This is a genomic window from Planctomyces sp. SH-PL14, assembly GCF_001610835.1.
GTDB lineage: Bacteria > Planctomycetota > Planctomycetia > Planctomycetales > Planctomycetaceae > Planctomyces_A.
Genome location: NZ_CP011270.1, coordinates 2,225,867 through 2,245,988, shown reverse-complemented (window position 1 = coordinate 2,245,988; position 20,122 = coordinate 2,225,867). Strand labels below are relative to the sequence as shown.

Sequence of the window (20,122 nt, the reverse complement as noted above, 5' to 3'; positions counted from 1 at the left end):
CGCCGCCTCTCGTCCGCGCCGCGTCCGGGCGATCAGGCGGCGGTCCGCCGGCGGGCGATCACCTTCCAGACTTCGAGAGCCGCCAGCGGAATGGCCGACAGGAGCGCGACCAGCAGCAGGTCCGGCACCGTCAGGTGCGCCGTGTGGAAGATGTTCTGGAAGAACGGGATGTAGACGATCGCCACCTGCAGCACCAACGCGATGACGACCGCGCCGATGAGCCGACGGTTCGCAAACACGCCCCGCGTCCAGATCGACTCCGTCAGCGACCGCATCCCCAGGACATAAAAGAGCTGCGTGACCGAGAGGACCGAGAAGACCAGCGTCCGGCCCCGCGAAAGCGTCTCGCTCTCGACCGGTCCCGTCTGAATCCCTCCCAGCGCGACCACAAACAGGATGAAACACGTCAGCGCCATCACGGCCCCCATCACGATGATGGACCGGCCGACCCCTCCTGAGAACAGGCTCTCGTTCCGTCCCCGCGGCGGGCGCGTCATCGTGTTCTCCTCCGCCGGCTCGAAGGCGAGCGCGAGGGCGGGAAGGCCGTCCGTCACGAGGTTGATCCACAGGATGTGAATCGGCAGGAGCGGCATCGGCATCCCGGCGATGAGCGCCGAGAGGATGACGAAGACCTCCGCGGCGTTCGTCGTCAACAGGTAGGCGATGAACTTCCGGAGGTTGTCGTAGACGACGCGGCCTTCCTCGATGGCGCGGATGATCGTCGCGAAGTTGTCGTCCGCCAGGACCATCGCCGACGCTTCGCGGGAGACATCCGTCCCCGTGATCCCCATCGCGATCCCGATGTCCGCCTGCTTGAGAGCGGGGGCATCGTTCACGCCGTCGCCGGTCATCGCCGCGGTCCGGCCCCGGGCCTGGTGCGCCTGAACGATCCGCAGCTTGTGGGCGGGGGAGACGCGGGCGTAGACCGCGATTTCGTGAACCTGCTTCTCCAGGTCTTCCTGCGACAGGTCGTCCAGCGTGGGGCCGTCCATGACCTTGCCGTTCGTCTTGAGGATGCCCACGCCGTCGGCGATCGCCCGGGCCGTGCCGGGATGGTCGCCGGTGATCATGACAGGGGTGATTCCGGCCGCGAGGCAGCGTTCGATGGCCGCTTTCGCCTCGGGACGGACCGGATCGACGAGGCCGACGAGCCCGAGGAATTCGAGGTCCTTCTCGGCTTCGTGCGGCGGATCGGGGAGCGTCTCGGAACTCCAGGACCGCCGGGCGAAGGCGAGCACCCGCTGGCCACGCCCCGCCAGCTCTTCGCTCCGGCGAACCCACTCGTCGGTCGACACGCCGGCCGCGTTTGCGCATTGCGGCAGGATCCGGTCCGAGGCCCCTTTGACGATCAGCTCCCAGCTGTCGCCGCGGCGATGCAGGGTGCTCATCCGCTTGCGGTCGGACGAGAACGGGATCTCCGCCACGCGGGGGCGTTCCTTCCGCGCCTTGCCGACGTCGAAGCTCTGCTTCACCGCTCCCTGCAGGAGGGCCGCTTCGGTCCCGGAGCCGACCACCTTCTCGCCGGAGAACTCGGCGTCGTTGCAGAGCGCCATCGCCTCCAGGAGCTGCGTCTTTCCTTCCGGTGAGTCGTTGGCCGGCTTGAGGTCGGCCAGGGTCATGATGTTCTGCGTCAGCGTGCCGGTCTTGTCGGTGCAGATGACGTCGATCGTGCCGAGCGTTTCGACCGCCGCCAGCTTGCGGATGATCGCGTTCCGCTTCGCCATCCGCTGAGCTCCCAGGGCGAGCGAGATCGTGATCACCGCCGGGAGACCTTCGGGAATCGCCGCCACGCCGAGGCTGACCGCGGTCAGGAGCATTCGCGCGATGAGGTCCCGGTTCCAGTCCGACGACCGCTCCCGGACAACGCCGATCACGAACACCGCGACCGCGATCAGGCAGACCGCTAGCGCCAGGGTCCGGGTCAACTTTTCGAGCCGCTCCTCCAGCGGGGTGGCCTGGGCTTTCGTCGACTCCAGCATGTGGGCGATCTGACCGAGTTCGGTCTGCATCGCCGTGGCGGTGACGATCGCCACGCCGCGGCCGCGGGCGACCGCGGTCCCCATGTGGAGCATATTGTGCCGGTCCCCGATCGAGCTGCGGGGATCGAGGGGGTCGGTCGCCTTCTCGGAGGGGAGCGATTCGCCGGTGAGAGCCGACTCCTCCGCTTCCAGATCGACCGCCGTGATCAGCCGGGCATCGGCGGGGACGACGTCCCCCGCTTTGACGTCGACGACGTCCCCGGGAACGAGGTCCTCGGCAGGGACCTCCTGGATCCGGCCGCCGCGATGGACACGGGCCTTGGGGACGGTGAGCTTCTTCAGCGAGTCGATGGCGTTGTCCGCCCGCCATTCCTGCGAGAAGCCGAGGAGCCCGTTGGCGATGACGATCAGGAAGATCAGGACCGCGTCGATCCATTCGCCGACGAGAAGGCTGAGGAGCCCCGCGCCGGCCAGGAGCAGGGACATGAACTCCAGGAACTGGGCGACGAGGATCTGCCACGGTGTCCGTTTCCGGGCATCGGCGATCCGGTTCGGCCCGACTTGCTCGAGCCGGCGGCGGGCTTCGTCATCGGTCAGCCCCTTGGAGAGGTCCGTCTTCAGCGTCCGCGAGAGTTCGTCGGCTGGAAGTGCATGGGGTGCATCGACTTTCCACGAGACTTCCGGCATGGTTCACTCGGCTCCCTGGTCCAGATCCCACTGTTGTCGGTCCCGAGCAGGTCATTCTGCAAGAGACTTGCCAAACCGAAGATAACGAAAGTGTTATCTTTTCGGATCACCGCAATGGGGGGACCCCGGCGCCGATTCCCGGGGGCGGAGCCAGCGGCGAGCGGCCGTGATGGCGCGAAGACCATCAGGACGGAGACGCCCGGCGCGGCCAAGTATCGCATTCGACGCCGCGCGAGTATCGTGCGTGACGAGCCTCCCACGAGCCCAGGAACCCGTGTCTCCTTCCCGCCTTCTCTTCGTCACCGGCCGTCTGGCGGAAGATGTCGTGCGCCGCGTCGTCTCGGACGTCTCGGAGCGGGCGGGGTTCGAAGGAGAAGTGGCGGTCCTGGGCCTGAGCGTGGCGGCCCTGATGCACGTCGACCTGATCCGGCGGCGGCTTTCGGTCCCCGAGCAGGTCGACCGGGTCGTTGTGCCGGGGTGGGTGCAGGGAGACCTGGGGGCGCTGCAGGAGTCCTTCCAGGTGCCGTTCGAGCGGGGGCCGAAGGATATCCTGGACCTTCCCGAATACTTTGGCCTGGGGGGCCGGAAGCAGGCGGACTTGAGCCGGTACGACATCGAGATCCTGGCCGAGGTCAATCACGCTCCGCGAATGGCCCCCGAGGCGGTCCTGCGGATGGCGGAGCACTTTCGCGAGAGCGGCGCGGACCGGATCGACGTCGGGTGCATTCCGGGGGAGTCGTGGAGCGGCACCGGGGCGTGCGTGGCCGCGCTCGTGCGGGAAGGGCACCGGGTCTCGATCGACAGTTTCGACCGGGCGGAGGTTGAGGCGGCTGTCGCCGCGGGGGCGGATCTGGTTCTCAGTGTGAACTCGACCAATATCGAGTGGGCGTCGCGGCTGTCGGCGGAGGTCGTGGCGATCCCCGACACTCCGAGCGATCTCGACTCGCTCGATCGCACCATCGACGCGCTGCGGACCGCGGGAGCCCGGTTCCGGATCGATCCGATTCTCGAGCCGATCGCGTTCGGGTTCTCGGCGTCACTGGCCCGCTACTTCGAGGCCCGTCGACGGTGGCCCGATCTGCCGATGATGATGGGGATCGGCAACGTCACTGAACTGGCGGAGGCCGATACGGCGGGGATGAGCCTGCTGCTGGCGGGGATCTGCCAGGAGATCGGCGTCACCTCGGTCCTGACGACGGAGGTCATCGGGTGGGCCCGCTCGGCGGTTCGCGAGTTCGATGCCGCCCGCCGGCTGGTGAAGTTCGCGGTCGACCAGCGGACGCTTCCGAAGCACGTCGACTCGTCGCTGGTGCTCCTGCGGGACTCGCGGGTCAAGGAGCTTGGCGCGGCGGAGCTGGAGGGGATCGCGCGGCAAATTCAGGATCCGAACTTCCGGATCTTCGTCGAGCGGGGGGAGATCCACGTCATGAACCGCGACGGTTACTGGCGGGGCCGCGATGCGTTCGAGCTGTTCGAAGCGTTTCAGCAGGCGTCGCCGGTCGATGCCGCGCACGCCTTCTATCTGGGGTATGAGCTGGCGAAGGCGGTCACCGCGCTGACGCTCGGGAAGCAGTACCAGCAGGACCGGGCCCTGCGATGGGGTTTTTTGACGGTGGAAGAGAAGGGGAGTCACGACCTGCGGGGGGCGTGACCGGGGCGTGCGGGGAGGCGGTTCCGGCTGCGTGCAGTATCGAGGGGGATCAGGGGACTGACGTTCCCCGCTCGCCGGTGGCCTACTTCGCGGTGGCGACCGCGCGCTTGCTGATCTCTTCGAGGAGCGCCTTGGGGACGAGCATCGTCTCCACATCCGAGGGATGCAGCGGCGCGATGCTGCTGGAGGCGACGACGTCCTTGTGTTCGCCCCACCAGGCGGCGGCGTCGCGGAGCGTCCACTCCTTGGCCGACCGGCAGGCGTGCAGCGCGTCGATCAGTTCGCTTGCGCTCTGGAACCGTTCCGCGGGGCGCTTGGCCAGGCACTTGAGAATGATCTGTTCCAGATCGTCGGCGACGGTCCGCCCCGACCGGAGCGACGGGGGCATGGGGGCCACGGTGGCGTGCTGGGTCAGGATCTCCCGGACGTCGTCCCCGGTGAAGACCGGCTCTCCGGTCAGCAGGAAATAAGCGACCGCCCCCAGGCTGTAAATGTCCGTGCGGGCGTCGACGATGAAGGGGGGCGTCATGGCGTCCGGAGCCATGTAGAGCGGTGTGCCGCTCATGCCGTAGGCGCTGTCCGCCTGCGACAGGGCTTTGGCCGGCTTGGCGAGGCCGAAGTCGAGGACCTTGACCATGTCGTTCACGCCGCCGCGGCTGGCGACCATGATGTTTTCCGGCTTGATGTCCCGGTGGATCAGGCCGTTCGCGTGGGCGTCGGCGATCGAGTGGCAGGCCTGGAGCAGGAGGTGGATCACCCGCCCCTCGCGCTGCGGTCCGTACTGCTGCACGAGCCGCATCAGCGTGATGCCGTCGATGAATTCCATCGCGTAGTAGAAGAGCCCGGCGGGGGTGACGCCGTAGTCGTAGATCCCGATCGTGTTGGGGTTCGTGAGCTGGCTCGTCCGCTGAACCTCCTCCTCGAACCGCTGGATCATGTTGGGGGTCAGGTCGGGCGAGAGCAGGAGCTTGAGGGCGGCGGGCCGCTTGAGCATGTCGTGGCGGGCGCGGTAGACGACCCCCATCCCTCCCCGGCCGATCTCTCCCTCCAGGAAGTAGTGGCCGATGTGCTTCTGCATCACGACCGTGTCCTGGCGGTGCTGCTCGAGATGCTGCATCGCCAGGTTGCCGAGCCGCTCGCACAGCGGGACGCGGTTCTCGTCGGTCGTCTCGAAGGCCGAGATGGCGTCGTCCACCGCCGCCGCGATCTCCAGGAACTGAAAGCCGGGGAGCTCCTCCTGCAGGGTGAGCAGCATCATCAGCCCGTCCGGCGACTGCCCGAGGCAGTCGGGGAGGAGAGCGGCCGCGGCGATCGGCAGGATGGCGGAGTTCTTCAGTTCGTCCCGGGCGAGGATCCGCTCGAGGTCGTGGTGGTACAGGACTCCCAGGGTGAGTTCGTCCGGGAAGCCCCACTGGTTCAGCAGCCGGGCGGCGGCCACGGCGTGGTCCCAGTTGAACGTCGATCGCTCGAACGACGCGAGGGGGATGTCGTGGGAGAAGTGCTGGTAGGCGTCGCGGTGGATGGCGGTCAGGTGCGGGAGAATCAGGTCCTGGACCATCCCGCCGAGGTATGCCAGTTCCATGTCGCGTCCGAGGACACGGGCGGTTTCGAGGGCGAAGAGGGCCCGTTCGACGTTCTCTTCCTGGAACCGGTTGGCCGGGATGAGGGGGGACTTGACGCTCTTGGTGGCGTTGCGGAGGGCGGCGGTGAGGACCAGGGCCTTGGAGCGGCGGATGCCGACGGCCATCAGGGCGCTGCGGACCGACTGGACGCGGGCGCGGAGTCCGGTGAGGGCGGAGTTGACGTGGCGGAGGAGTTCCGCGGTGAGAGCCGAGTCCGATTCGAGGATCTGGGAGAGCTTGTAGACGTCGGCTTCGCGGCGGTCGGCTTCATGGGTGAAGCGGATGACGCATTGGGGGACGACCGGGAGCTTGACCTGCCCGGTGAATTGACACTCGGGGGCCTCCTGGAATGCGGCGAGTCGGAGTTGATCCCAGCCAACCATGAGGAGTGATGCCATGAAACCGTGAGTCGTCGTTCGCGGGGGGGAGTTCCACCGCCCTGTTCACGAAAGACAACGGCCCACGATGAACATGGCACGTGTGGCTGGATGACGAGGGTGTTAGATAGCGCGCTGCCGGGGAATTCCGGGGAGCGGTGGGGAGGCGGGCGGAGTTCTGCGGGTTTGGCTGGCCGGGGTGGGAGGTGCCGGGGATGTCGGATGCGCTGTCTATGCCTGTTGTGCCGCGAGTTCGAGTGCCGTCGCAGGTCGACCGGGGCCAGGGGCACCCTGGTGGGGGATGCAAGGGGGCCTGTGTCGTTTTGTTAGCCCCTTGCCCGCCGGAGGCCTGACCGTCGGGAGATGTCTGAAGGAGTGAGTGTCCAAACTCGCACAACGTGCCGTATGCCCCTCACCAATCCGCGACGATTGCAAAGCACGTGCTAAGGTGTGAGGAAGGTCGCAACGCTGGTTCCAGGGCGGACGGGAACGGTGGGTTCGGTTGCGTCCGCAGGTGGCGGCCCTACCGTATGGAGAAATCGGACGCCGTCGCCAAGCCATTGGTCGCGCCCACAAGGTCCGTGCTCATCTGAATCTCAGAGAAAGTGCAGTGATGTCGCTCGCAGGAAAGACGGTCCTGGTGACCGGAGGGGGGACAGGGATCGGCGCCGGTTGTGCGCTGGCCTTCGCCAAGGCGGGATGCCGCGTGGCCATTACCGGGCGGCGGGAAGACAAGCTCAAGGAAGTGGCGGCCAAGGGACCGAAGGATCCGCCGATCCTGACCTTTGCGGGGGACGTCTCGGTCCGCGCGAACGCCGACGAGGTCGTGGCGTGGGCGACGCGGGAGATGGGGCGCGTCGACATCCTTCTCAACAGTGCCGGGATCAACGTTCCGAAGCGGACGATGGCGGCGCTCGATCCCGCGGACTGGGACAAGCTGATGCAGGTGAACGTCACCGGGGCGTTCAACACGATTCACTATGTCCTGCCGCAGATGCGGGAGCGGAAGGACGGACTGATCATCAATATTTCGTCGGTCGCCGGGTTGCGGGCGAGTCCTCTCGGCGGTGTGGCCTACAGCGCCTCGAAGTTTGCCATGACGGCGCTCGGAACCTGCGTGGCTCTCGAGGAGCGGAACAACGGGATCCGGGTGACGAACGTCTATCCGGGCGAAGTCGAAACTCCGATTCTCGATGCACGGCCTGTTCCGGTTTCGGTCGAGCACCGGGCGCGGATCCTGCAGCCGGACGACATTGCCTCGATGATCCTGGCGGTCGCGGCGCTGCCGCCGCGGGCGCATGTGCCGGACCTCGTCATCAAGCCGACGACGCAGGAGTTCTGCTGACCAGACCGGTCTGGAAAACGGACTCGTCCTTCTTGCCACCCACAACCACACACTTGCGACCTCCCTATGAAAACGCTCGCACGTTTTGCCGCTGGTCTCGCCCTGGCTCTTGCGCTTCCGGTCTTCGCCGCTGAAGACGGCTGGAAGTCGCTCTTCGACGGGAAGTCCCTCGATGGCTGGGAGCAGAAGAACGGCACCGCGACCTATCGCGTCGAGGATGGCACGATTCTCGGCAAGACGAATGAGGGGAGCCCGAACTCGTTCCTGTGTTCGAAGGAGGAGTTCGGGGACTTCGAACTGGAGTTCGAGGTGAAATGCGACAAGGAGCTGAACTCCGGTGTTCAGATCCGCTCGCAGACGGTCGGCGGGACGAACGACGGCCGGGTGAATGGTCCGCAGGTGGAGATTGAGGCGAGCGACAATCCGGCTCCGGAGGCGGGTTACATTTATGGCGAGGCGACGAAGTACGGCTGGCTGGTGAAGGACGAGGACCGGAAGTTCCACAAGCACATCAAGGACGGGGAGTGGAACAAGTACCGTGTGGTGGCGAAGGGGCCGCGGATTCAGACGTGGATCAATGGTCAGCCGGTGGCGGACCTGACGCATGAGGAGATCTACAAGACGCATCCGAAGGGATTCCTTGGGTTGCAGGTGCATGGGATTGCGAAGGGGGCCGGGCCTTACCAGGTCGCTTGGCGCAACATCCGGATCAAGCCGCTCTGAAGACCGTCCTTTCCGGTACGGCTCTATTTGCTAAACCCAACGTGCCACGGCAGCCGGGGTCAAGGGGGTCTCACCCCCTTGCCGCCGGAGGCGCTTCCATGCGGAACCGTGGGACACAACGGGCGTCCGCCTTGTGGGACCGGCGATGAGGACTCACCGCTCGCTTTGAATTCCCCGCGGGTTGGTGAGGGGGCATACGACGCGGTGTCCGCGCTTGGACACGGCGCGCTTCAGATATCTCTCGACGGCCAGGCCTCCGGCGGGCAAAGGGCCAGAAAAACAACACAGGCCCCTCTGCACTCCCCACCAGGGGTACCCCCTGGACCCGGTTGATGGGATGGCAGCTCTGCTTAACGCAACGCGGCGAACCTGCGCTGGTGGTCCGCGTCCTGCTAGAATCCCCACGCCCCCCCACACCGGACCGCCCATGCCCCAAGCCAACATCCCCCTCACACCCGACGACGATCCCAGCCTCCTCTTCGGAGCCCAGGACGTTCACGTGCGGCGCATGCGCGAGAACCTCGGCGTCAACATCGTCCTCCGCGGCGAACAACTCATCCTCGACGGACCCGAGGACCGACTCCCCCGCGCCCAGGAAGTCATCAACGAACTCCTCCCCCTCGTCCGCCGCAAAGGAATCCTCAAAGACGACGACCTCTCCCGCGTCCTCGGAGGCAGCCCCGGCGCCAAGACGCCCGACGCCCCCACCATCGACCTCCTCGAAAAGGCCAAGAAGGTCACCCCCAAGACCCGGGGCCAGGAAGAATACGTCGACGCCATCCGCAAACATGACCTCGTCTTCTGCACGGGGCCGGCTGGATGCGGCAAGACCTACCTCGCCGTCGCCATGGCGGTGAACGCCCTCCGGCGACAACAGGTCCGGAAAATCGTCCTCGTCCGCCCCGCCGTCGAAGCCGGCGAACGCCTCGGCTTCCTCCCCGGCGACCTCCTGGCCAAGGTCAACCCGTTCCTCCGCCCGCTCCTCGACTCCATGAACGACATGCTCGACTACGAGCAGGTCCGCCGGTACATGGAATCGGACGTCATCGAGATCGTCCCCCTCGCTTTCATGCGGGGCCGGACCCTGAACTCCACCTTCATCATCCTCGACGAAGGACAGAACACGACCACGACCCAGATGAAAATGTTCCTGACCCGGATGGGCGAGGGAGCCAAGGTGGTCGTGACGGGCGACACGACGCAAACCGATCTGCCGCCTCACGTTCCGTCTGGACTCAACGACGCGATCGCCCGACTCAAACATATCGACGGAGTCGGCGTAGTTGCCCTGACCGGACTCGATATTGTCAGGCATCGGCTCGTACGCGAAATTGTGGAGGCGTATGATGACGAAGCGCGACGAAGAAAGGGACGGCACGGAAGTTAAGACTGGCCAGGGAGAGTAGGCCACCCCGGAAGAGGCCCCTGAGGATGAGGGGACGGTATCCGGGTCTCGTCGATCCGCCTGTATGGGCACTGGATGTTCGGTTTTGGACAAAAGCGGTCCCGGGTTCCGGCCAGGGCAACGATTCGCCCCCGCCAGAAGTTCTGGGAACGCCTGATTGACTCTCTGCAGGAGGGGGACTCCCTCGAGCGGGCGGGCCTGTGCGTGGGCGCAGTGCTCCTGCTCCTGGTTCTCCTGGAAAGCTGGAAGGCCCCCTTTTCCTACCGCAATGGCGACCAGATTCCGCACGGGATCGCCGCCAAGATCGACTTCGAACGGGTCGACGAAAAGGGGACCGACCGCGAACGGGCCAAGGCCGAAGAGAAAGTCCCGTTCATCTTCCGCAATGAGCCCGAACGGCTCCGCGACCTTCCGCAACAGTTGCGCGCGGCCCTGGGTGAAATCGCCCAGTCCTCAACCGTCGACCAGGTGAGCCCCGCGACCCAGCGGGCCTTTGGTCTGGTGAAGGACACGACGAGCCTTCCCGCCAGCGACGGCTCGGCGCTCTTTGAGGCCAACGACCCCGCTTTCCGGTACGAGCAGCTCAAGGCGACGCTGGTGGCCGAGGGGATGCAGAGCGTCCAGACGCGGATCGAGGACATCGGGGACGACTTCCTCAAGTTCATCCGTCCTCTCGAGCGCAACGGGGTCATTTCCGAAGACGACATCCGCACGGGCCGCATCCAGCGCGACAGCCGCATCCGGGTTCTGACCGAACGCAAAGAAGACCCGGCCCTCGACCTCCTGCTGCCGCAGGTGACGCTGGCGGATCAGCTCAACGACGCCGGGGACCTGGGGAAGGCCTGGCTCTCCTATCCCAGCCTCAAGGACGAACTCCGCCCGGCGGTCTCGCTGTGGCTGATCCGCAGCATCGAGCCGACGCTGCGGTTCGACCAGCGCGAGACCCGTCTGGCCCAGAGCAAGGCCCGCGATGCCGTGCCGCAGCTCATGCAGCGGTTCCTCCGCGGCGACCTCCTGGTTCCGCCGGGGGTGACGCTCGACGCCGAGATGCTGCAGGTTCTTCACGATGAATACGACGCCAACGAGCGGACGGTGCCGTGGGCGATGCGACTGGCCCGGATGGCGGTCGTGCTGCTGATGCTGTGCGTGTTCGTCGTCATCGGCGGCTTCTATATCGTTCTCAACGAGCCGCGGCTGGCGCAGAGCACGCATCGGCTGGGGGTTTTGCTGGGCGGGGTGGTGTTCACCGCCTTTGTCGCCCGCTGGATGTCGCTCGATCCTTTGCGAGGGGAGATCCTCCCGGTCCTGACGTTCGTGATGGTGGTCGCCATCGCCTACAACCAGGACGTCGCGATGCTGACGGCGTTCTCGCTGTGCCTGATCCTGACGCTCGCCACGCGGGTGCAGCTCGATGAATTCGTGACTCTGATCGCCACCTGCGGGGCGGCGGTGCTGCCCCTCAAGCGGGTCGCCTCCCGGTCGTCGCTCGTGAAAATCGGGTTTGGGACGGCGGCGGCGCATCTGTTCATTCGCGCGGGGATTGGGCTGCTGGCGTCAGAATCCTTTGTCGAGGTGGTGTCCAATCACGCGCTCCTGATCCACTGTCTCAAGGGAGCAGCTTGGTGTGTGGCGGCCGGTTATCTGGTGGCCGGGAGCTTGCCGTTCATTGAGTCGACCTTCGGGGTCGTGACCGATATCAAGCTGCTGGAACTGTGCGACCCGTCGCACCCGTTGCTGCAGGAACTCGTCCGGCGGGCGCCGGGGACTTACAACCACTCGATTGCGGTGGGGAGCATTGGCGAGGCGGCGGCGGAGTCGATCGGGGCGAACGGGCTTCTGGTCCGCGTGGGGGCTTACTTCCACGACATCGGGAAGATGCTGAAGCCGCAGTATTTCATCGAGAACTGCCGGGCGGGGGAGGGGAACCTCCATGAGTCGCTGAACCCGGCGATGAGCACGCTGATCATCATTGGGCATGTGAAAGACGGGGTGGAGCTGGGGCGGCAGCATCACTTGCCGCAGCAGATCATTGACTTCATCCAGCAGCATCACGGGACGACGCTGGTGGAGTACTTCTTCCATGAGGCCCGGAAGGATGCCGAGAAGGACCCGGATCACCGGACCGATGCGGAAGAGCATTCGTTCCGATATCCGGGGCCGAAGCCGCAGACCCGCGAGGCGGGGGTGTTGATGCTGGCGGACGCGGTGGAGAGTGCGAGCCGGACGCTGGAGGAGCCGACGCCGGGTCGGATTGAGAACCTGGTTGAGAAGATCACCATGAAGAAGCTCATGGATGGTCAGTTCGACGAGTGTTCGCTGCGTCTGACGGATATTCATCAGATTGAGCAGTCGTTGATCAAGTCGTTGATTGGGATATATCACGGTCGGGTCCGGTATCCGTCGGCGGACGCAAAGCGGGCCTAAAGAACCGCGTCTTGGCCGGCTCGGCTATGCCACGTCAAACCCAACGTGCCACGGCAGCCTGGGGTCAAGGGGGCCACGCCCCCTTGCCGCCGGAGGCACTTCCATGAGGAACCGTGGGACACAAAGGACGTCCCCTTTGTGGAACCGGCGTTGAGGACTCACTGCTCGCCTTCGGAATCCCTGCGGGTTGGTAAGGGAGCATCCGGCACGTTGTCCGCGTTTGGACACGCGCTCCTTCAGTGAGATCGAGACAGGCCAGGCCTCCGGCGGGCAAAGGGGCGTTGCCCCTCTGCACTCCCCACCAGGGTGACCCCTGGACCCGGATGAGGCGGGAAATGCGCTTGCCGGAGTTCGACACTGCGCGGATAATGGAGTCGCCATGTTCCGCATCCCCGCCATCGTTGTGCTCTGCTGCATCGCCCTCGCGGTGCCATTTGCACACGTCCCGGGAGCAAGCGTCTGTGCCGGCCAAGGCACGACAGAACAAGTGAAGCACTCCTGCTGCGGTGCGACCTGCTCCTCCGGATGCTGTGCCGCGGATCACGCATCAGGCGCAAAAACCTGCTGTGCTGCCACCGCCGCACATCGCCACGACGGCAAAGCCCCCCACGTCGGCTCCTCACACTGCGGAACCAACTGCTCCGGGTGCGTCTGCTGCACCACCGTTTCGATTCCCGTGGTCGCCCTCGCGGTCCGCGGACTCCAGATCGAAGTCCCCCTCCTTGAGAGGCTGGACCTCGTCAGCGATTCCTTCTGCGGGCTGACGCATCCCCCCTGTGTGCCCCCTCCGATTGCGGCGTGAACGCCTGGCTTCGCCGCGGGACGATTTCCGTCCCGGCCCGTTCACACCCGTGTCCGCCCTCGCGGACGTTCCTGAATCCTTCAATCGGAGATTCTTCACAATGTCTCGTACGAAACTGTTTGCTGCTGCGCTGTCGCTATTCGCCATGACCGGAGCCGGCATGGCTCTCTCGTCCGCCGCCACGCCCGCCTCCTGCGCCGCCCTCTGCGGCGGAGCCTGCTGCAGCGGCGGCGGGGGATGCCCGAACTGCGACTGCACCTCCTGCGCGGACTGCGTCTGCTGCAACTTCGGCAAGGCGGATTGCTGCTCCGACGGGGGCTGCGGAACCGCAGCCCACGCTGCGGCCAAGACCTGCTGCGCCAAGAAGTAGTCGGCTCTCCGTCGCTGGCCGACGGATGATCCGCTGCTGATGGAACTCGCCGTCCCCGGAGAACGATCTCGTTCTCCGGGGACGTGTTGTTTTGCGGTAGAGCCATGTTGCCGTGAAGCCATCTGCCGCGGCCAATGCGAGCCGAATTCGATCAACAGGGTCGGGCCCGGAACGCTCAGTCCCGCCAGATTGCCCTGACGGCCTGCGTCGGCATCGGCAGTCGGCGCGGGGCGAATTCGCGGGAACTCTCTGCGGCGGGGCGGCGTCCATTCGGCGCCCGAAGAAGCCCGCTTGGGGTCCTCTCCGGGGTCGTCGCCGTTGAGAAGTGCCTCCGTTATGATCCAGTCGCCACGTCACTCACAGGATTCTTCCTCTTCCCGGAACGAGGGCCATTCGGCCCGGGAAGGGGGCTCGGAAAGGATGACTCCGATGCGCCGCTCGCGCTCGCTTCGACTGGTCGGCCCGCTGGCCCTGATGGTCGGCCTCATGGCCTTTGGCCTCCTCGGCTCAGGACTGGTGTACCTCATGGCGGCTCAACCGGCGACCGGCGAACCAGCCCGCTTTGCAGATGCGGTCAAGCTCCAGGAGCAGGGGAACTTCAAGGAGGCGTATGACGTCTTCGCCCGGTACGCCAAGGATCCCGACACCGCCGGCCGGGTCGCCGCGGACGCGATGAACCGGGCCGTGCAGTGCCTGCAGTCGCTCCAGCGGCAGGCCGATGTCGACGCGTTTCGCCACGATGTCGTCGCGGCGCACGAGACACACCACGAAGTCCTTGCCGCCGCGGCCCAGGCGTTCCTGCACGGGGACCACTGGGGCTTTGTCGTGGCCGGGAAGTTCCAGCGGGGGAACAACCGCGGCGGAGGCGAGTACGTCGGCACGATCGACCGGGATCGGGTCGAGGCTCTCCAGCTCCTTGTGAAAGCGATGCCGCTCGTCGCGGCAGATAAAGACCAGAACGATCGCTATCAGTTCTACCGGCAGCTCGGCGACGCGGTGATGTCCGGCCGCGAAGGGACCGAGGCGTGGCGGCTGCAGGAACTGACGGACCTGGAGACTCTGCCGGACTACCAGGAGGGCCAGTTCGGCTGGCAGGGGCGAGGTCGGGGCCGCGGCCGGATGTGGGGAGGCGGGGGACAGCCGAAGGGCGCTCCCGTCGACGCCGACGGGAACCCGGTCTACTACACCGTTCCCGAGAGCTGGGAGGCGGCGAAGAGCGATGGCGAGCGGTGGCGGTGGGCTCTCGCGCAGGAGGGGAAACGCGGGGCGCGGCAGCAGGCGGACGTCGACTGGCGGTTCGCGAACTTCCTGATGCAGCAGTTCGACGTCCAGACCATGCGGCAGTGGGGAGTCGTCCTCCCCGGCGGGAACGATGGAAAGGACGAGATCGGTCCCTTTGCCCTGCCGGGGCTCGGCGAGGACGAGACGATCGCCCGCCTCGCAACCGGCATCAAGCGGTTCAAGGTCCCGGACGAATTCAACTGGATCCGGATCTTCAAACGGCTGGTGAACGACCAGGATCTCAGCGATCCGAACCTCGGGGTGGCCGAACTGTCGGTCAATCAGCTCGCTTCGATCTTCGAGAACCGTCAGCAGTACGAGACTGCCGCCCAGTGGTGGCGGACAGGGATCGAGAAATTCGGCCCGGGACCCAGCGGGTTCCGGCAGAACAGTCTCGATCAGATCGTCAAGAACTGGGGCCGTTTCGAAGGGGGCTCATCGCTGCCGGCGGGGAAGAAAGCGACGCTGGAGTACCGCTTCCGCAACGGCAAGGAGGTCCGCTTCGAGGCGCACGCGGTCAAGATTCCGGAACTCCTGAAGGACATCAAGACGTATCTCCAGTCGAAGCCACGGCAGCTCGACTGGCAGAAGATCCAGATCGACAACATCGGCTGGCAGATCGTCGAGCAGGACAATCGAAAGTACCTCGGCGAGACGGTCGCCAGTTGGACGCTGGCTGTCGAGCCCCGAGAGAAACACTTCCACCGGCGGGTCACGGTCGAGACGCCGCTGGAAAAAGCGGGGGCCTATCTGGTGACGGCCAGGATGAGTGACGGCAACATGAGCCGCGTCCTGATCTGGATCGACGACACGGTCATCGTCCGCAAGCCGGGGAACGGGAAGACGATCTACTACGTGGCGGACGCCGCGTCCGGAACACCGATTCCCCGGGCCAACATGGAGTTCTTCGGCTGGCGGATGGAATACAACCGCAAGCCCAACCAGCAAGAGCTCTTCACCGCCAACTTCGCCGAGGCGACCGACGCCGACGGGATCACGCTGGCCGATCCCAAGCTGATGGATGGCAACTACCAGTGGCTGACGACGGTCCGCACCGCGGACGGCCGGTTCGCGCACCAGGGCTTCAGCCACGTCTGGTACGGCCAGCGCCATGACGAGGAGTACAACGAGACCAAGGTTTACGGTATCACCGACCGCCCGGTCTACCGGCCGGCCCAGCCCGTGAAGTTCAAGTTCTGGATTGGGCAGGCGAAGTACGACAAGGACGACAAGTCGCTGTTCGCGGGGGATCAGGTGACCGTCCGCATCCACGACCCGCAGGGGCAGGAGGTCCAGAAGCTCGACCTCAAGGCGGACGAGTTCGGTGGAGTCCTGGGCGAATACGCTCTCCCGGACGAGGCCAAGCTCGGCCAGTACAACCTCACGCTGGAAAAGCCGAACCGCTACGGCGGCAGCGTCTCGTTCCGGGTCGAGGAGTACAAGAAGCCGGAGTTCGAAGTGACCGTCGATGCGCCGGACAAGCCGGTGATGCTCGGCGAGAAGATCACCGCCACGATCAAGGCGAAATACTACTTCGGAGCCCCGGTCGTCGAGGGGACCGTCAAGTACAAGGTCGAACGCTCGCCGCACAACGCGCGGTGGTATCCCGCCCGGCCGTGGGACTGGTTCTACGGTCCCGGCTACTGGTGGTTCGCCAGCGAGGCGAACTGGTATCCCGGCTACGGCCGCTGGGGCTGTCTCGCGCCGATTCCCTTCTGGATCGGCTGGAATCCGGAGCCGCCGGAGCTCGTCGCGGAGCAGGAAGTCGAGATCGGAAAGGACGGGACGGTCGAGGTCGAGATCGACACCGCCCTGGCGCAGGAGCTCCACGGAGACCAGGACCACTCGTACACGATCACCGCGGAAGTCGTGGACAATTCCCGCCGGGTCATCGTCGGGACCGGGAACGTGATGGTCGCCCGCGAGCCGTTTAAGGTCTTCGCCTGGACGGACCGGGGCCACTACCGCGCCGGGAGCACCGTGAAGGCGGAGTTCCAGGCCCGGACGGTCAGCGGCAAGGGGGTGAAGGGGAGCGGGAAACTGCTGCTCCTCAAGGTGAGCTATGACGCCGACGGCGTGCCGAAGGAGGAGACGGTCGAGGAGTGGAACCTCGACACCGACGCGGAGGGGCACGCCGCGCAGGAAGTGAAAGCGGCCCAGCCCGGACAGTACCGGCTCTCCTACAAGGTGACCGACGCCGAGCGGCACACGATCGAAGGGGGCTACCTCTTCGTCGTCGCCGGCGAAGGTTTTGACGGGAAGAGTTTCCGGTTCAATGATCTCGAACTGATCCCGGAGAAGGCGGAGTACGCCCCGGGCGAGAAGGCCCGGGTCATGGTGAACGTCGACAAGGCCAAGGGGACGGTGCTGTTCTTCGTCCGGCCGGTCAACGGGATCTACGACGGCAAGCCGCGGATTCTCCGGCTGGAAGGGAAGAGCGTCACGGAGGAGATCGAGGTCATCCAGAAGGACATGCCGAACTTCTTCGTCGAGGCGGTGACGGTCGCGGACGGCAAGGTCCACACCGTGGCCAGGGAACTGGTCGTCCCGCCGGAGAAGCGGGTCATCAACGTCGAGGTCGATCCCTCGGCGAGCGAGTACAAGCCGGGCCAGCCGGCGACCGTGAAGCTCAAGCTGACCGACAACGACGGAAAGCCGTTCGTCGGTTCCATGGCGCTGACGATGTATGACCGCGCCGTCGAGTACATCTCGGGCGGCTCGAATGTTCCGGAGATCCGCGAGTTCTTCTGGAAGTGGCGGCGGCATCACAATCCCGCCACCGACAGCAGCCTCAACCGCTGGTTCCAGCAGCTTGTGAAGAGCGGCGAAGCGACGATGCAGGATCTCGGCGCCTTCGGCGGGCTCGTTGTCGAAGCCGAGGTGGCCCAGCGAGGAGCGGGTGCGACGAAGATGCAGGCCGCACGCGGTCGCCGCTTCTCACTCGGCGGTGAGATGATGGAGGGAGCGGCCGCTCCCCCGGCGCCGGCCTCGGCCGCCCCGATGGCGGCGGATGCCTTGATGGCGAAGTCGTCGGGGGCGGCGCCGGGAGGACCTGCGGGAGGTGACGGCGGAGCGGAGATGGTTCAGCCGACGGTCCGGACGAACTTCGCCGATTCCGCCTTCTGGAAGGGGGACATCACGACCGGTGCGGACGGGATCGCGGAAGTCGCGCTGACGATGCCCGAGAACCTCACCGCCTGGAAGCTCCGGGCGTGGGCGATCGGGAAGGGGACCCGCGTCGGTGAAGGCTCGACGGAGGTCGTGACCTCCAAGAACCTGCTCGTCCGGCTGCAGGCGCCGCGGTTCTTCGTCGAGAAGGACCAGGTCTTCATCACCGCCAACGTCCACAACTACCTCAAGACCGAGAAGGCGGGGGTCGTCGAGCTCGTTCTCGATGGTCCGTGCCTCGAGAAGGCGGACCGGACGCTCAATCCGCAGAAGGTCGTGATCCCCGCGGACGGCGAGATCAAGGTCGACTTCATCGTCAGCGTGAAGCAGGCGGGCGAGGCGGTCATCACGGTCAAGGCGCTGACGGACGAAGAGTCCGACGCCATGCAGATGAAGTTCCCGGTCTATGTCCACGGGATGCTCAAGACCGAGTCGTTCACCGGCGTCGTCCGGCCGGGCGAAGAGGCCGGAGCCCTGACCGTCAAGGTCCCGGCGGAGCGGCGGATCAACGACAGCCTGCTGGAGATCCGCTACTCGCCGACGCTGGCGGGGGCGATGGTCGATGCGCTGCCGTACCTCGTCGACTACCCGTACGGTTGTACCGAGCAGACCCTGAACCGGTTCCTGCCGACGGTCATCACGCAGAACATCCTCAAGCGGATGAAGCTCGACCTCAAGGCGATCCAGGCCAAGCGGACGAACCTCAACGCCCAGGAACTCGGCGACGGACAGAAGCGGGCGGAGGACTGGCGGCGGGGGACGAAGAACTGGCACGACCCCTCGTGGAACCCGGTCTTCGACGAGGCCGAGGTCGAGCGGATGGTCAAGGTGGGCGTGAAAGACCTGACCGAGATGCAGCTCTCCGACGGCGGCTGGGGCTGGTTCAGCGGCTTCGGGGAACACTCCTATCCGCACACGACCGCGGTCGTCGTCCACGGCCTCCAGATCGCGCAGCAGAACGGCGTGGCTCTCGTCCCCGGAACGCTTGAGCGCGGCATCGCGTGGCTCAAGCAGTACCAGGACGAGCAGATCCAGCTCCTCAAGATCGGCGAGGAGATCGCGGCGAAGAAACGGGAGGCGAAGTCCGGTGAGCGGTATCGCAGCCAGGCGGACGATCTCGATGCTCTCGTCTACATGATGCTCGTCGACTCCGACGTCGCGGGGCCGGAGATGCAGCGGTTCCTCTACCGCGACCGGACGAAGCTCTCGCTCTACAGCGCGGCGATGTTCGGCCTGGCGCTGCACAAGCAGCAGCAGGTCGAGCAGCGGGACATGATCCTCCGCAACATCGAACAGTTCGTCGTCACGGACAACGAGAACCAGACGACCTACATCGACCTGCCGAACCATGCCGGCTACTGGTGGTGCTGGTACGGCGACCGGGTCGAGGCGAACGCCTACTACCTGAAGCTCCTGACGCAGGTGAATCCGCAGGATCCGAAGGCGGCGGGGCTCGTCAAGTACCTGCTCAACAACCGCAAAAATGCGACGTACTGGAACAGCACCCGCGACACGGCGGTCTGCATCGAAGCCCTGGCCGGTTACCTCACCGCCAGCGGCGAAGACAAGCCGGACATGACGATCGAGGTCTGGATCGACGGTAAGAAGCACAAGGAGGTGAAGGTCACGGCCGAGAACCTCTTCAGCTTCGACAACGCCTTCACGCTCGTCGGCGACGCGGTCGAAACGGGCGAGCACAAGATCGAGCTGCGGAAGTCCGGCAAGGGGCCGGTCTACTGGAACGCCTACCTGACGAACTTCTCGCTGGAGGACGACATCAAGGCCGCGGGCCTGGAGGTCAAGGTCGGGCGGAAGTTCTACAAGCTCACCGAGCAGAAGGACGCGACGGCGACCGTCCAGGGGGCTCGCGGTCAGGTCGTCGAGCAGAAGGTGGTCAAGTACGACCGCCACGAGCTGGCGAACCTCGATATCGTGAAGAGCGGAGACCTGATCGAAATCGAGCTCGAGATCGACTCGAAGAACGACTACGAGTATCTCGTGTTCGAGGACTTCAAGGCGGCCGGCTTTGAGCCGGTGGACCTCCAGAGCGGGTACCTGCCGAGCGGCCTGGGAGCTTATGTCGAGTTCCGGGATGAGAAGGTGGCGTTCTTTGTCCGGCAGTTGAAGCGGGGCAAGCACAGCGTCAGCTACCGTCTCCGGGCGGAGATCCCCGGCCAGTTCAGCGCCCTGCCGACGAAGGCCGAGGCGATGTATGCTCCGGAATTGAAGGCGAATTCGGATGAAATGAAGGTCCGGATTGCGGATCGGGAGTAAGCTGCAGGGGTTTT

The 20,122-nt window shown here is 65.6% G+C and carries 9 protein-coding genes; 7 read left to right on the top strand and 2 right to left on the bottom strand.

Going from position 1 to position 20,122, the window contains the following annotated elements; translation table 11 throughout:
* Positions 1 to 32: 32 nt before the first annotated feature.
* Positions 33 to 2,666 carry a cation-translocating P-type ATPase gene (locus VT03_RS08745; RefSeq protein ID WP_075092629.1) on the bottom strand — a complete coding sequence of 878 codons (2,634 nt, stop codon included), beginning with the start codon at positions 2,664 to 2,666 and terminating at the stop codon, positions 33 to 35.
* A gap of 274 nt (positions 2,667 to 2,940) precedes the next feature.
* Between VT03_RS08745 and VT03_RS08740 the strand changes: the two genes are divergently transcribed.
* Complete coding sequence (locus tag VT03_RS08740; protein ID WP_075092628.1) at positions 2,941 to 4,317, top strand: DUF6513 domain-containing protein; 1,377 nt, start codon at positions 2,941 to 2,943, stop codon at positions 4,315 to 4,317.
* Positions 4,318 to 4,399: 82 nt separating this feature from the next.
* On the opposite strand, the gene VT03_RS08735 is transcribed toward VT03_RS08740, so the two are convergent.
* Positions 4,400 to 6,337, bottom strand: coding sequence for a protein kinase domain-containing protein (locus VT03_RS08735; RefSeq protein ID WP_082846052.1), 1,938 nt, complete (start codon positions 6,335 to 6,337; stop codon positions 4,400 to 4,402).
* A gap of 592 nt (positions 6,338 to 6,929) precedes the next feature.
* Between VT03_RS08735 and VT03_RS08730 the strand changes: the two genes are divergently transcribed.
* The 6 genes from VT03_RS08730 (at position 6,930) to VT03_RS08705 (ending at position 20,108) form a co-directional block, all read left to right on the top strand.
* Entirely contained in the window at positions 6,930 to 7,661 is a 732-nt protein-coding gene (locus VT03_RS08730; protein ID WP_075092626.1) for an SDR family oxidoreductase, read from the top strand.
* Between the two features lie 66 nt (positions 7,662 to 7,727).
* Complete coding sequence (locus tag VT03_RS08725; protein ID WP_075092625.1) at positions 7,728 to 8,384, top strand: DUF1080 domain-containing protein; 657 nt, start codon at positions 7,728 to 7,730, stop codon at positions 8,382 to 8,384.
* A gap of 427 nt (positions 8,385 to 8,811) precedes the next feature.
* Positions 8,812 to 9,771: a PhoH family protein gene (locus tag VT03_RS08720; RefSeq protein ID WP_075092624.1), complete on the top strand. Its 960-nt coding sequence runs from the start codon at positions 8,812 to 8,814 to the stop codon at positions 9,769 to 9,771.
* A 93-nt stretch (positions 9,772 to 9,864) separates the two neighbouring features.
* A complete protein-coding gene (locus VT03_RS08715) occupies positions 9,865 to 12,213 on the top strand; it encodes an HD family phosphohydrolase (RefSeq protein WP_075092623.1) in 2,349 nt (782 codons plus the stop codon).
* Between the two features lie 902 nt (positions 12,214 to 13,115).
* Entirely contained in the window at positions 13,116 to 13,385 is a 270-nt protein-coding gene (locus VT03_RS33300; RefSeq protein ID WP_156514361.1) for a hypothetical protein, read from the top strand.
* A 429-nt stretch (positions 13,386 to 13,814) separates the two neighbouring features.
* Positions 13,815 to 20,108 (top strand): alpha-2-macroglobulin family protein, encoded by a 6,294-nt coding sequence (locus tag VT03_RS08705; RefSeq protein WP_082846751.1) that lies wholly within the window; start codon positions 13,815 to 13,817, stop codon positions 20,106 to 20,108.
* Positions 20,109 to 20,122 lie beyond the last annotated feature (14 nt).

Coding starts and splice junctions, on each gene's coding strand:
- VT03_RS08745 (WP_075092629.1), bottom strand. CDS start 2,666: ATGCCGGAAGTCTCGTGGAAAGTCGATGCACCCCATGCACTTCCAGCC.
- VT03_RS08735 (WP_082846052.1), bottom strand. CDS start 6,337: ATGGCATCACTCCTCATGGTTGGCTGGGATCAACTCCGACTCGCCGCA.
- VT03_RS08730 (WP_075092626.1), top strand. CDS start 6,930: ATGTCGCTCGCAGGAAAGACGGTCCTGGTGACCGGAGGGGGGACAGGG.
- VT03_RS08725 (WP_075092625.1), top strand. CDS start 7,728: ATGAAAACGCTCGCACGTTTTGCCGCTGGTCTCGCCCTGGCTCTTGCG.
- VT03_RS08720 (WP_075092624.1), top strand. CDS start 8,812: ATGCCCCAAGCCAACATCCCCCTCACACCCGACGACGATCCCAGCCTC.
- VT03_RS08715 (WP_075092623.1), top strand. CDS start 9,865: ATGTTCGGTTTTGGACAAAAGCGGTCCCGGGTTCCGGCCAGGGCAACG.
- VT03_RS33300 (WP_156514361.1), top strand. CDS start 13,116: ATGTCTCGTACGAAACTGTTTGCTGCTGCGCTGTCGCTATTCGCCATG.
- VT03_RS08705 (WP_082846751.1), top strand. CDS start 13,815: ATGCGCCGCTCGCGCTCGCTTCGACTGGTCGGCCCGCTGGCCCTGATG.